Raw genomic sequence first — 14,267 nt, 5'->3', positions numbered from 1 at the left:
CGCTCTCCGGAGGCGCCTTGAGCGCCTCTTCTTTTTTGGTGGTGAGACAGTTCGAGCTTCGCTCGAATGCCCACCTGAGGTGCGATAAAAACCGCGTCGAAGATGGGGCACCCCGGCTAAACGCAGATCCTTCGACTCGCTTCTCGCGATAAAGCCGCGAGAAGCTTCGCTCAGGAGGAACGCCTCCATCGAAAGATGGATATAGCTCTCCTTCATGAGAAGGAGGCGGCATTCGATTGATTGAGCAAGAATGCCTTGATCGGTTCATTGCAGAATTTGAAGCCACAAGGCAGAGCTTCTTTCCAGGGACCGATGGACTTTCTTTGCGAGGCCATCATGATACGGACACGGTTGTTTGCGACCGCGATTCTTTTAGGTCTGACTGCGACGCTTGCCGGGGCGCAGACCAATTATGTTGCGGTACGCGGTACGGTGAGGGATCCGCAGAGCCTGGGAGTTCCCGCAGCGACGGTGAAGCTGACCGACGAGAAGACAGGCCGGGAACGTGAGACGACGGCAGACGCGCAGGGAGCTTACGAACTGGGTGGGCTGCTTCCGGGCGCTTATGTTCTTGAAGCCACCAGCCGCGGCTTTGCTGTAACCACGCGTGAGGTTCTGCTGGAGGTAGGGCAGCAGGCCACGCTGGACGTGATGCTGCAGGTCGGTCCCGCGCAGGAGACCGTATCTGCAGAAGCCAGTGCGGCATTGTTGAAGACGGCGGACGCGAGCGTGGGAGAGGTGGTAGACCAGCGTTCGGTTTCGCAACTCCCTCTGAATGGGCGAATGCTGGTGGACCTGATGCTGACGGTTCCGGGAGCGCATGTCAGCCATGGCGCACAGACCGGCGATATGAATCCTTTGTACTGGCGACCGGGACAGCGGTCGGCGATCAGTGTGGGCGGCAATCGGCCGAACGCGAATTACTTTCTGCTGGATGGCGCGACGAATACCGATCCGACTTTCAATACGCAGAATCTGAGCGCTTCTCCCGATGCCGTTCAGGAGTTCAAGGTTCAGATTGGAAGCTACTCCGCCGATATGGGTGGAGCGGGCGGCGGGCAGGTAAATATCGTCACGCGGTCGGGAGGAAGCAAGCTGCATGGAACCGTGTACGAGTTTCTGCGCAACGGGGCGTTGGACGCGCACTCCTTCAACGATATGGGTGGGACCAAACATCTTGTGCAGAACAATTTTGGAGGTTCTCTGGGAGGCCCTGTGCCGATCGGGAAGACGACCTTCTTCTTTGTGAACTACGAGGGGCTGCGTCACGTGCAGGCTGACACAATGACGGAGACCGTGCCGACCGAAGATGAGGTGAACGGCGACTTCAGCATGAGCGGCGTGACCATCTACGATCCTGCTACGACGGTGCCCAACCCGAACTATAACCCAAAGCTTCCGGTGAGCCAGCAGAACCCTCAGTTCACACGCCAGCCATTTCCTGACAACATGATTCCGAAGTCACGGATGAATCCTGTGGCGGTGACGATGCTGGAGCAGTACACACCAAGGCCGAACGTCATGATGGATGGCATGGGCGGCATGGGTGGGATGACCATGATGGGTCAGCCGACGGTCATTGGGGCTGGGAACGATGCCAATAATTACCTGGATGTGCGGAACGAGGTGCATGAGACCGACCAGGGAACCGCGCGGGTCGACCATCAGTTCGGCTCGAAGGATACCGGCTTTATTCGGTACAGCCTGAGCGCGGAACATGGATTTATGCCGCAGAATCTGCCGGGCTTCGGATATCCGCACGATAATCTTTCGCAGCAGGGCGTGGGTTCCTACAGCCACATCTTTACAACATCGCTGCTGAACGTGGCCACGGTGGCTGTTTCCCGGCTGAGTATGAACCATACGACGGAGAGCGCGAACAAGAACGACATCGTGGGGCAGCTGGGGATCTCCGGGATCGGGTATGGAGGGCCTGCGGCCTGGGGTGCTCCGTACTTCAGCCTCCAGGGCTATTCCCCGCTGGGCGATAGTTTTGCGGCGACGCCGATGCATTCGTGGGACACGATCGTGGAAGGCCGCGATACGGTGAACTGGTTGAAGGGACGGCACAGCATGAAGTTCGGCGCCGTGTACCAGAAGTTCATCTGGCCGATGTGGGGCTTCTTCCAGAACCGTGGCTTCTATCAGTTCACGAATGGATTTACGACTGACATCGGAGCCAACAACGGAACCGGCTCGGCGGTTGCGAGCTTTCTGCTGGGACTGCCAGCGGTTCGGCAACGCCAGGAGGGGATTCCGCAGATGCAGCTGCGCCAGTGGTATGGACAGGGCTACGCGCAGGATACCTTTCGGCTGACGCAGAATACGACTGTCGATTACGGCGTGCGTTATGAGTACATGAGCGCGCTGGTGGATATCCGTTACACCAACAGCAACCTGACCATCGCTCCGGATGGCACGCCGAGCGTCTTTGTGGGTGGTCAGAATGGGTATCCCAAAGGATTGATGTATCCGAACAGGGCGGACTTTGCGCCGAGGCTGGGGATCTCGCAGAGTATCCCTGGTATGGGGCTGGTGCTGCATGGAGCGTATGGAATTTTTTATACGCCGGTGGACATGAATACGTGGTGCAACCAGCGGCATAACGTGCCGTATGTGTTTCCGGAGACGAACCAGAGCGATAACTTTACGCCGTCGATTTCGACGTTCAATTTTGCACCGGCTGTGCTGGGCGTAACCGTGGTGAGTTTTACTGGAATGGAGGTGCGGCCTTCGCCGCAGTACATCCAGCAGTGGAGCGCATCGCTGGAGCAGAGCCTGGACAAGAGCACGGTGCTCGAGATCGGGTACCTGGGATCGCGAGGGATGCATCTGCAGCGCGCGCATCTGATCAACAATGCACAACCCGGGCCCGGTGCAATTCAGCCGCGAAGGCCGCATAACAAGATCAGTTTCGTGCCCGATACCGTGCTGCCGCCGAATGTCCCGGTGGCGAGCACAACCTTTGGCGTGAGCACGATCAATCTGCTCGAGAACTCCGCGCAGAGCTGGTACGACGCCGGTTACGTGAATGTGCGGAGGCGGGCGGCGAAGGGACTGAGCCTGCTGGCGAACTATACGTGGTCGAAGTCGCTGTCGAATGCCCCGGATTTTCGATCGCCGATGTTTGAGGCTTCCATTCCTCAAAATAATAACGACCTTGCAGCGGAGAAGGGACCGGCGTGCGATGTGCGGAGCCGGTTTGTACTGAGCGCAATCTATGACGTTCCAGGATGGGCAAGGAATGGGTTTACCCGTTCGATCACTTCAAACTGGAGAACCTCGGCGATTGTTCAGCTTCAGACGGGCTTCCCGCTGACGATCTCGGTGTTTGGCGATACGGCGAATGCGGGCACTGCGCTGGGTGAGAATCCGGTGCGGGCCAATGTGACCGGTAAGCCGGTGTTTGGGCCGGGGACGCGCAATGCGGTGAGATGGTTCAACCCGGCGGCATTTGCCGCTCCGCCCGCATATACGTTCGGCAATGCCGGCAGGAATACCGTATATGGGCCGGGCATGGAGACGGTCGATGTGAGCGTCGTGCGGAGCTTCCCTCTAGGAGAGGTGCTGCGGCTGGAGACGCGCGGCGAGTTCTTCAACGCGCTCAATCACACGAACCTGGGAACGCCGAATCGCTTTGTGAATACTGCCGGATTCGGATCGATTACAGAAGTGACCACGCCCGGAAGGCAGATCCAGTTAAGCGCGCGGCTCTCGTTCTGAGTGGCTCGCATACTGCCGGCAACAGCAAATTTTGTGGCTGTGCAGGCGAAGGCAGGGATTCTTCCCCTTCGACAAGCTCAGGGCCAGGATGACGGCTTGTGTGGTGGAGAGAAATCTCCACCTTTTGATGGAAGACGAGTACGAGCTTAAGTCCTAAAGTGATTCGCTCGGGACAGTTCCAAAGAATAATGTGCGGGTTTATCCCGACGTGTGTTTGAGGCCATATTTTGCGAGGAAGATCGATGACAAAAAACAAAAGACAGATCTGGCTTGCGGCAGCGTTCGTCGTGGCTGCCGTTGCAGGAAGAGAAGGACTGGCGCAGGGTTGTGTCGCTGCGCATTCCAATCAACGGTCGATGGACGAGCTGGTGAGGGCCTGGGATGGAGGAACGAAGTATGGATGGTCGATCCATAACCTGACGGTCGATGTCGGCTATCGATTCTTCAACTCGAACAAGTACTTTGTTGGCGATCGGGAGATTGCGAGGCCGAACGCGGTTCGCAATCACCAGAACATCTTCGATGTCGGGGTGGAATACAGGTTTACACCGCAGTGGAGCTTTATCGCGGATATCCCGGTCTTCGACGGCACGCGCAACCAGATCTACCCTCCAGTAGGCGTCTTCCAGGTGAGCGGGGTTGGCGATATCACGCTGGGGGCGCAGCGATGGATCTTCCGTCCGCCGACCGAGTTTGGAGGCGATGTTGCTGTGAGCGCGTCGGTGAAGATTCCGACGGGCATCAACAATGCGACGGGTTCGGCTCTCTATAAGGGCCAGACGGTGAAGGCGACGGCGGACCAGTCGATGCAGCCGGGCGATGGAGGCTGGGGCCTGGTGCTGGGAGCGCAGGGGTACAAGTCGCTGTGGCATAAGGCGGACCTGTATGGGCAGGCGCAGTATCTCTTCAATCCGCGGGATACGAACGGTGTCGTCACGTTCAGAAGCCAGCCGGGACAGAGTGTGATGTCGGTCACGGATCAGTATCTGTACCGGGCGGGAATCTCGCAGGGGCTGCCCAAGCTGCGTGGTGTGGCGTTGAGCCTGGGAGCAAGAGGCGAGGGAGTTCCGGTGCGCGACCTGATCGGCGACAGCAACGGGTTCCGCAGGCCGGGAAGCGTGATCTCGATCGATCCGGGGCTGATGGTCAACGTGCGGCGCACGACGCTTTCGGTGAACGGGCCGTGGGCGTTGCGAAGAGACAGGCCGCCGAGCGTTCCCGAGATCAAATACCACACGACAAATGGAGATGCGTTCTTCGCGGACTATACGGTGATCATCGGGCTTTCGCACCACTTCTGATCTCAGAACAAGCCAGTCAGGTCCGGGAGCCTGGCTTCGCGATCTGCCGTCCACCGTGGAGACAGGCGGCAGATCGTTGTGTGCTGCGCTCCGCTCAGGATGGCACCTTATTCGCGCGATGTTGAGCCGGAGCCTCTAACAATTTCTGTTCGCTGCCGCTTTCTCGGAATGGCGAAGAATGCGTCGCGTTAACTGTCGGGATTCCCCGGGCTTTAACGCTAACGTAACGGTGATGTAGGATGCTTGCGCCTTATGACGAGACGAATTCTTGGCGGCGTAGTTCTTTGCGTAAGCTCCGTGGTGGCGGTGGAGGCTCAGGGGCCAGTGGCGAATCCCTACATGCAGTTGATGGAGAAGGCGTGGGCGCATGCGAGGGCGCATGGAGCAGGCAAGCCGGTGCTCTCCCCGGTGGATTCGACCGTGCTGAGCGGCGAGGTCCCGCTGAAGGAGTTGCAGGCGCAGGGCTTCAGGGTGGTGCCCTGGACGACGAACGATCCGGAGAAGATGCGCACGGAGATTCGCATGGGAGTGGACGGCCTGATTACGGACCGGCCCGACCTGCTGCAGCAGGTGCTTGGCGAAGAGCGGGCGGCGGCGAAGTCCGATGAGGAGCGTGAACGGCTGGCGAAGTTCGATGTGACGGCGCATCGTGGTGGCCGCGGACTAAGACCGGAGAACACTCTGCCTTCGTTCGAAGACGGGCTCGACCATCTGGTGACCACGCTCGAGACGGACACGGGAGTGACGACGGATGGCGTCTCGCTGATCTGGCACGACCAGTTTCTGAACCCGGAGAGCTGCAGGCGCGCGGACGGCCAGCCGTACACGATGCAGAACCGCGTCTTCACGAAGGACATCTCCAGCACGGACGCCCAGAAGACGTTGATCTGCGACAAGGTGCACTTCGGGCCGGAGCAGAAGAACGACCTTTCGCTGTCGCCGGTGGCGGTGGCCTTTGCGAAGAAGGAAGGGCTGATCAGCCCCTATGTTCCGACCTACGCGGCGCAGCTCTTCCGGTTTGTGAATTTCTATGTGGATTACTACCGCAGCGGTGCGGGTAAGAACGATCCTCATGCGAAGGAGCGTGCGGCGAACGCCGCGCGGGTCCGGTTCAACCTCGAGACGAAGATCATGCCCGAGGGAATCGCCGGGGATGACGGTCATAAGAACCACACGGTGGGGCCGCAGGCGTTCGTGAATGCGCTGTGCGGGGCGATCGTGAAGGGCGGCATGGTGGAGCGGGCCGAGGTGCAGAGCTTCGACTACCGCACGCTGATCCTGGTTGAGGAGCAGTACCCGAAGATTCCAACGTATTACCTGACGGGACCGGCAAAGATGCTGACAAGTCCGTGGGTTCCAGAGCAGTTGAGGGCGACGGCAGGCGCACGCTGAACGAAAGATCTGCCGCGCAGGTTTTTCCTTGAAGGAGCGCCCGATGAAACCTTGTGTTCATCTTCTCGTGATGGTGCATACACAGTGCCCGGCTAGGGTGAGGGGTATGCGCAAGATCTTCCATTTACTGACAGCGGCACTGGTGTGTCTTGTCTTGCTGCAGGGCCGGGCCCTGGCGCAATACGAGAATGGCAGCATTGTAGGTACGGTCCACGATGGTTCCGGTGCGGTAGTTCCGGATGCAACGGTGAAGGTTACAAATATCGCCACCGGTGTGGTGAGCACGCGGCAGACGAACGAGACGGGAGACTACGAGGTCCCGGCCCTGCGCGTAGGTCAGTACAACGTTGAGGTCAGCAAGACGGGATTTGCGCCCGGCCGGGCGACGGATATCACGGTCTCGATCGGAGCGCGGCAGAGAATCGACCTGACCCTGCAGATCGGCGAGACAAGCACAACGGTCGAGGTTTCGGGCGTCTCGCTGCAGGTGGATACGGATACGAGCCAGCGCGGACAGATTGTGACGCAGTACCAGACGGCAGCGCTTCCGCTGGTGAGCCGCAACTACTCGGACCTGATCGGCCTGACGACGGGCGTACGGCAGACGACCCAGAGTTACTCCAGCACGTCCAACACCGGCCTGGTGCGTGAGGGCTCGTTCAACGTGAACGGACAGCGTTCGATCTTCAACAACTTCCTGCTCGACGGTATGGACAACAACGCCTATGGCGAGTCGAACCAGGGCTTCTCGAACCAGATCATCCAGCCTGCACCGGACTCGATCGCGCAGTTCCAGGTGGTAACCAACAACGAGACGGCGGAGTATGGCCGCGCCTCGGGCGCAGTCGTGAACGTGGCCTTTGCGCAGGGCGGCAACAAGTTCCATGGCCGCGTGTATGAGTTCCTTCGCAACACCGACCTGAACGCGACGGGCTTCTTCCGTCCGCCGGGGGGCAAGAAGCCCTCGTACAATCGCAACCAGTTTGGCGGTAACGTGAACGGCCCCATCATCCGGGATCACCTGTTCTTCTTCCTGGATTACGAGGGCTTCCGGCAGGTGCGCAAGCAGATTTCGTCGGCCACCGTGCCCACGGTGAACCAGGCCAGCGGTATCTTCTCAAAGACCGTCTATGACCCCTATACCGGGACGCCGTATGCAGCGGGAACGTCGATTCTGAATGCGCCCGACATCTCACCGTCGGCGCGGACCGTTGCGGGCCTGATCGCGGGGCTGGGACAGAGCAACGCGACGAACAGCAACTTTACGACCTTCCAGCGCTCGAACAACTACACGGATAAGGGTGACCTTCGTCTGGACTACACCATCAATTCGAGGAACTCGGTCTTTGTGCGGGCTTCGCACCTGAAGACCAACGCGACCGACTTCCCGATCTTCGGCCTGCCGCTGGATGGCAGCTCAAACGGCAAGCAGCGCATTCTGGATCAGCAGATTGCAGGCGGCTATACCCGCGTGATCGGGGCGAACCAGTTGCTCGATGCGCGTTTCGGATTCTCGCGTACCCGCGCTGGGAAGTACTCGCTTTCGATCGGCACCAATCCGGGATTTGCATTTCCGGGCCTGCCCACTGATCCGACCGTGGCTGGAGGCATCCCGTCGATCAGCATCACCGGCTTCAGCGCGCTGGGTCGCCAGTCGACCAACCCGCAGTTCCAGAACCCTTCGCTGCTGAACCCGAAGGTGAACTACACCTGGGTGGTCAAGAACCACTCGCTGAAGGCCGGCTACGAGTACCAGCAGGTATGGATGGATGTGCAGGATACCAACCCTCTGTACGGCGGCTTTACCTTCGCCGGTGGCTTCAGCCGGAACTACGTTGGCGGCAAGACATCGGAGACTTCGACCAGCGACAATACCTTCGCAGATTTTCTGTGGGGAGCAACGAACCAGTACAACCTCTCCAGCTACTTTGTCGCGCAGCTGCGCAACCGGTCTCATTTCGCTTACCTGCAGGACGACTGGAAGGTGACGCCCAAGCTGACCATCAACATGGGCATGCGCTACGAGTACACGACGCCTTACTGGGAAGAGCATAATCGCCAGTCGAACTTCGACCCCTCGCTTGCGGCTTCCAACCCGCTGGGAGCGATGGTGCCTGTCACCTCTACGGGAAACAAGTACGGCTACTCCCCGGATCGTGACGACTGGGCTCCGCGCTTCGGCTTCTCGTATGCGGCGGATGACAAGACGGTCATTCGCGGCGGTTACGGTGTCAGCTTCTCGCACTATGACCGCGCCGGCTCGGGAAATATCCTTGCGATCAATCCTCCTGAGGCGCTGTTTGTGACGGTGGCCCAGACGGCTCCGAACGCCGGCGGTTCAGCGGCCAACTACGTGAAGATGGACCAGGGATTCCCTTCCTCGACACTTCAGTTCAATCCGATCACGGCCAACGTGACCTACATCGACAGCAACCGCTACCGCGACAGCTACGTCCACAACTACTATCTCGATGTGCAGCGGAGCCTGGCCAAGAACATCCTGTTCGATGTGGCTTACGTAGGCAACCACGGATTGAAGCTGCTGCAACTCGCCAACCTGAACCAGAAGGATCCGGCGAAAGGCTACGCACGGCCTATCCCCACGTATGGCGATATCACCATCGCTCTGCACTCGGCCTACTCGCACTATGACGCGCTGCAGGTGCGGTATGAGCAGCGCATGGTACGGGGGCTTACGCTGCTGAACTCCTTCAGCTGGTCGCACGCGCTCGATAACGCGGGAGCTTCGCTCGAGGCCAACACGCCCTCGCCGCAGGACATCCGCAACCTGGCGGCCGATTATGGGCAGTCGGAGTATAACCAGCCGATCATCAACACCACTTCGCTGGTGTACGAGCTTCCGTTTGGTTATGGCCGTCACTGGTTGAACAGAGGCGGCATCGTGAACCAGGTGCTTGGCCAGTGGCAGGTCTCGGCCGTCAACCAGGCGATGAGCGGCTTCCCTTACCAGATCACCTATAATCCTCCGTCGGCGTTCCAGGTCTCGGGAATCTCGGCCAGCTACCGTGGCTCGAACCTGTACCGCCCGAACCGCGTACCCGGCCGGCCGCTCAACAAGCTGGACAAGTCGAGCTCGACAGGTACGTCGATCCAGTACATCAACAGAGACGCGATCCAGATTCCCACCAGCGTTCCGGGGGCGACCTCGCCCTTCGGCAACATGGCGCGCGATCCCGGCCGCAGCCCCACGTTCAACTCCTTGAACATTGCCTTCAACAAGCGCTTCGACACTCCGCTGGAGAGCCTGAAGGTGGAGTTCCGTGGCGAGATGTACAACGCCTTCAACCATACGAACTTCACCCAGCCCGGCGGCAGCATCGCCGTCTCGTCTACGGGACTGACGGGTGGGACGATTACCAATACCTTCGATCCGCGTATCGTGCAGTTCGGTTTGAAGGCTCTGTTCTAAGTGTGTAACGAATATCGCTGCATTCGGCCATCCTCGATTGGGGATGGCCGATTTGTATAGAGGTGTCATCCTGAGCGAAGCTACTCGCGGGATCATCGCGAGAGGCGCAGTCGAAGGATCTGCGGCTTTACGATTGTGGCTGAGACGAGCAAGCCGCAGATCCTTCGACTCCGCGCTCCGCTCAGGATGACACTTTTCTGGGGGCGTTTTTGTTGGCGTTGAGGATGAAGTTTGAGCTTCGCTCGAATGGCCCACATCTCAAAGTCGAGATGTGGGGCACCCCGCCTACTTGAGCTTGAAAGAATCGTGGCGGTACGGAAAAAATACAGGGATTCTTCGGCTCCCTGCCCCAGCGAGCAAGCTCGCCAGGGGCCCCGTTTGCCTCAGAAGGACGGGTCGATGAGTGACTGACGGGCAATGAAGCGGCTGCCGAAGAAGATTCTAGTGCGCCTCGCGGTTGGCGATGCTGACGCGGAACGGAGGCTTCGCCGCTTCTGCAGGATCCTGTGCGTAGGTCTCGGATGTGCGGGCGGGGTCGTAGCCGCGCCAGAGCCAGGTCATCTCTTCCGGGAACTCGGCCGCACCTTCGCCGGGGCTGTGCGGGCCGACTCCGAAGCTGAAGTGCGAGTCGTACCCTTTCAGCTTGAGGGCGTTGGCCATGCGGATGTTAGCCAGCGGCCAGCTTCCGTAGCGGGGGTTCTCCTGATCGTTGGCTCCGTCCTGCAGCCAGACGCGAATGTTGCGGTGCGGTTCGCGCAGAATCTTTTCCGGGTAGTCCTGGCCGCCGTCGGGAACGGCGGGGTCTTCGTGCCACTGAATGGCGGTAAAGCTGCCGATCCAGGAGATGACGCGGCTGAACTCGTCGGGCATCTGCCAGGCAGCGTTGAACGAGGTGATGCCACCCGACGACAATCCTGTGATGGCGTGGCTGTAGGCATCCTTGCGCAGGTTGTACTTTGCGGCTACGGAGGGAATCAGCTCATCGCGGAGGAAGCGGGCGTAGCGATCGGAGACGGTGTCGTATTCGGTCGAGCGCATGGAGTCCTTGAGAGTGCGGGACCATTTCTTCGAGTAGGCATCGACGAACTTGTAGGTGGGAGTGCCGGGCGCGCCGGAGATGTCGCCGGGATCGGTGAAGATGGCGATCATCACAGGAATCTTGTGCTGCGCGATCAGGTTGTCGAGGACGTTCAGGGCGGGGTGGCTTCCCTTGCGGTCGAGATAGCCGCCGCCGTCGTTGAAGACCATGACAGCGGCGGGAGTTTTCGGATCGTACTGCGCGGGCACGTAGATCCAGTAGTTGCTGGTCATGCCGTCGTAGATGTGGCTGGTGATGGCGAGTTTATCGGAGAGCTTGCCCTCGGGAACGCCGGGCTGCTGGAGCGAGTCGCCGGTCAGCGGAGGCGCGGCTGGCGCGGGGCCGGAGTAGTTCTGCGCAGAGACGGGCAGCACGGCGAGCGAGAGAGCGAGCAGGAGGGCGGTCTTCATGGCGCAACCACTATAACGTGGGCGCGACGCAATCCCTTCTACAATTAAAAAGATGGCTTTGAAGTTTGAGATCAGCAATACCGCCGCGGGTGGCGGCCGCAGAGGCGTGCTCACGCTTCCGCATGGAGCAGTGCAGACCCCTGTGTTTATGCCCGTGGGGACGGCGGCGAGCGTCAAGACAGTCGAGCAGGGCGTGCTGGAGCGGATTGGCCCGCCTCGAACCGATGGCCAGCCACGCGGCGCTGAGATCATTCTCGCGAATACCTATCACCTGTACCTGCGTCCGGGGCACGAGCTGATCGCGCGGATGGGCGGCGTGCATCGCTTTATGAGCTGGGACAGGCCGATGCTGACGGACTCCGGCGGCTTCCAGGTCTTTAGCCTGAGCAGCCTGCGTAAGGTGACGCCAGATGGCGTGGAGTTTCGCTCGCACCTCGATGGCTCGAAGCACTTCTTCTCACCCGAGCACTCGATGGATGTGCAGATTGCGCTGGGTGCGGACATCGCGATGGTCTTCGACGAGTGTGTGGAGACGCCGGCGAGCTGGGAGCGCACGAAGGAGTCCATGGGGCTGACGCATGCCTGGGCGGCGCGGTCAAAGGATCACTTCGAGGCAAACAACCACAGGGTTCCGTGGCATGACGAGCTTGGGGGGGCGACGCAGAATCTCTTTGGCATCGTGCAGGGCGGCATGTATGCCGACCTGCGCAAGGAGTCTGCGGAGCGGCTGGTCGAGATGGAGTTTCCCGGTTATGCGATCGGAGGGCTGGCCGTGGGCGAGCCGCGCGAGGTGACCCGCGAGATGATTGCGCGAACGCTCGAGTACCTGCCGAAGGACAAGCCGCGCTACGTGATGGGCGTGGGGTACCCGGACGAGATTGAAGAGTACGCCAAGATGGGCGTGGACATGATGGACTGCGTTCTGCCGACGCGCGCCGGTCGTCATGGACTGCTGTTCACGCGGGCGGAGGACGGCAGCGTCGTCCGCATGAACATCAAGCGCAAGGAATACGCCGAGGACAAGGGGCCGATCGATGCGACGTGCGGATGCATGGTGTGCGCGCGGTACTCGCGGGCGTATCTGCGCCACCTGTTTGTGGCGGGAGAGCCGCTGGGGCTGACGCTGAACTCAATCCATAATCTGCACTTCTACCTGGCGACGATGGACCGGGTTCGGGCAGAGCTGGCCGGCCAGGATGGATCCACGCTGTTTGAAGGGTGTCATCCTGAGCGGAGCGGAGTCGAAGGATCTGTGGTTCAGGATGGTGGCTGAGGTCGCCAGAATCGGCGGCAGCGACAGGAGATTACGTCCGCTTACGACGGCCTTCCCAGAAGAAAAAGAAGATTACCCCTGCTGTCGTAAAGACGGCGACTGGCACTACCACCTCCAGGCGCCGGTGCTCCCGGCCGGCGACCGCGTAGGTATGGTCGCGCTCGCGCATAAGGCTTCCGCCGGTGGCTACGGTTCCCGGCGCAGTGCTTCCGGTTCCGCCGTAGTAGTAGCGGTACGAGGATCTGGGCTCGGGCTTCTTGCCCAGGATACGCTGCTCTCCCACGGCATGGCAGAGGTCGTCATCCACCACGACGTTCTGCTGATCCACACAGCGCTGCATCTCCGGCTTGCGGCAGCCGGCCATCAGGGTGATGGCGGCGGCCGCAAGCAGAGGAGCAGCGATTTTGAGGATCGTTTGCTTCATCAGCAGGATCGACCGTGCTTACTTCGAGGTCAGCTCGACAAAGGTCTTCTGCGCAGCGATAAGCCCCTTGCCGAACTCGAAGTTCGGAAGCGGCGTCTTCACCTTGGCGATGACCTGCTCCAGCGCGCCGATGATCGCAATGGTGTCCATGTAGTCGAAGAAGCCGATGTGAGCGATGCGGAAGAGCGAGCCCTTCATGTCGCCCTGGCCGTCGGTGACGATCGCGGCGAACTGTGACTTCAGGCCCTTCACCAGTGTTCCGGAGTCGGTGCCTTCAGGAGCCAGGATGGCCGTCGCGGCCGCTGCCTCGTAACCCTCAGGAGCGAACAGCTTGAAGCCCAGCGCCTTGGCTGCGGCGCGAGTCATCGCGGCGCAGGTCTCGGCATTGTCCACCAGCTTTTTGCGACCCTCGGCCACACTGCCGTCGGCCTGTGCGGCGAGATAGTCCAGGGAAGCACCCAGCGCGGCGATCAGCGCGACCGAAGGCGTATAGGCGCTCTCACCCTTGGCGGCGTTCTTGCGCTCCTTGCGCAGGTCGAAGTAATAGCGCGGATTGTAGGTGGACTCCATGCGGTCCCAGGCGCGCTGGCTGATCGCCAGGTAGCTCAGTCCGGGAGGAATCATCACGGCCTTCTGCGATCCGCCGATCAGCACATCGACGCCCCATGCGTCCATGTCGAGGTGCGTCGTACCGAGGCCGGTGATCGCGTCGACGATCAGCAGCGCTTCGGAGTTCTGCGACTTCAGCAGCTCGGCGATGCCCTTGATGTCATGCCGGACGCCGGTCGAAGACTCGGTGGCCTGCACAAACACGGCGCGGGTCTCGAGCTTCAGCGCGGCCTTTACCTCATCCAGCGTGAAGGTCTGCCCGTAGGGCTTCTCGACCACATCGACGTGGCACCCGAAGGCCTTGGTCAGGGCGCTCCAGCGCTCTCCGAACTTCCCGGCTGTCAGCACCAGGACGCGGTCTCCCGGCGAGGTCAGGTTCGAGACCGAAGCCTCCATGGCTCCGGTGCCGCCGCTGGACAGGATGATGACGTCGTTCTTGCTACCGACGAACTCCTTCAGCTGTGCGAGCACACGGGTGTACAGTGCGCGAAACTCAGGCGTGCGGTGGTGAATATCGGCGGCTGCCATAGCGAACTGTGCCGCGGGAAGCAGGGGCGTGGGCCCCGGAGTGAAGAGGCGCGTTTTGCGGATCATATCTTCTATTGTAGCGACCCGGCAGGGCGCCCG

At 60.5% G+C, this 14,267-nt stretch carries 8 protein-coding genes; 5 read left to right on the top strand and 3 right to left on the bottom strand.

Annotated elements, in window-relative coordinates; translation table 11 throughout:
* Positions 1-312: 312 nt before the first annotated feature.
* The 4 genes from GWR55_RS13490 (at position 313) to GWR55_RS13475 (ending at position 9,846) form a co-directional block, all read left to right on the top strand.
* Complete coding sequence (locus GWR55_RS13490; RefSeq protein WP_162402720.1) at positions 313-3,723, top strand: TonB-dependent receptor; 3,411 nt, start codon at positions 313-315, stop codon at positions 3,721-3,723.
* A 242-nt stretch (positions 3,724-3,965) separates the two neighbouring features.
* Positions 3,966-5,024 carry a hypothetical protein gene (locus GWR55_RS13485; RefSeq protein WP_162402719.1) on the top strand — a complete coding sequence of 353 codons (1,059 nt, stop codon included), beginning with the start codon at positions 3,966-3,968 and terminating at the stop codon, positions 5,022-5,024.
* Between the two features lie 252 nt (positions 5,025-5,276).
* Positions 5,277-6,416 (top strand): glycerophosphodiester phosphodiesterase family protein, encoded by a 1,140-nt coding sequence (locus GWR55_RS13480; RefSeq protein WP_162402718.1) that lies wholly within the window; start codon positions 5,277-5,279, stop codon positions 6,414-6,416.
* Positions 6,417-6,522: 106 nt separating this feature from the next.
* Positions 6,523-9,846, top strand: a complete 3,324-nt coding sequence (locus tag GWR55_RS13475) for a TonB-dependent receptor (RefSeq protein WP_162402717.1) — start codon at positions 6,523-6,525, stop codon at positions 9,844-9,846.
* Positions 9,847-10,287: 441 nt separating this feature from the next.
* Here the strand turns inward: GWR55_RS13475 and GWR55_RS13470 are convergent, their stop codons facing one another.
* The gene (locus tag GWR55_RS13470; RefSeq protein WP_162402716.1) at positions 10,288-11,334 is read right to left on the bottom strand and encodes an esterase family protein; all 1,047 of its coding nucleotides are present in this window, start codon (positions 11,332-11,334) and stop codon (positions 10,288-10,290) included.
* 52 nt (positions 11,335-11,386) lie between these two features.
* On the opposite strand from GWR55_RS13470, the gene tgt reads away from it, so the two are divergent.
* Positions 11,387-12,607, top strand: a complete 1,221-nt coding sequence (gene tgt / locus GWR55_RS13465) for a tRNA guanosine(34) transglycosylase Tgt (RefSeq protein WP_162402715.1) — start codon at positions 11,387-11,389, stop codon at positions 12,605-12,607.
* Positions 12,608-12,638: 31 nt separating this feature from the next.
* On the opposite strand, the gene GWR55_RS13460 is transcribed toward tgt, so the two are convergent.
* The gene (locus GWR55_RS13460; protein ID WP_162402714.1) at positions 12,639-13,031 is read right to left on the bottom strand and encodes a hypothetical protein; all 393 of its coding nucleotides are present in this window, start codon (positions 13,029-13,031) and stop codon (positions 12,639-12,641) included.
* Between the two features lie 18 nt (positions 13,032-13,049).
* Positions 13,050-14,234: an alanine--glyoxylate aminotransferase family protein gene (locus GWR55_RS13455; RefSeq protein WP_162402713.1), complete on the bottom strand. Its 1,185-nt coding sequence runs from the start codon at positions 14,232-14,234 to the stop codon at positions 13,050-13,052.
* Positions 14,235-14,267: the final 33 nt, after the last annotated feature.

The sequence above is a fragment of the Edaphobacter sp. 12200R-103 genome (genome assembly GCF_010093025.1).
Classification (GTDB): Bacteria; Acidobacteriota; Terriglobia; order Terriglobales; family Acidobacteriaceae; genus Edaphobacter.
The sequence above is the reverse complement of the archived record's forward strand: the minus strand, read 5'-3'. Positions and strand labels throughout refer to the sequence as shown.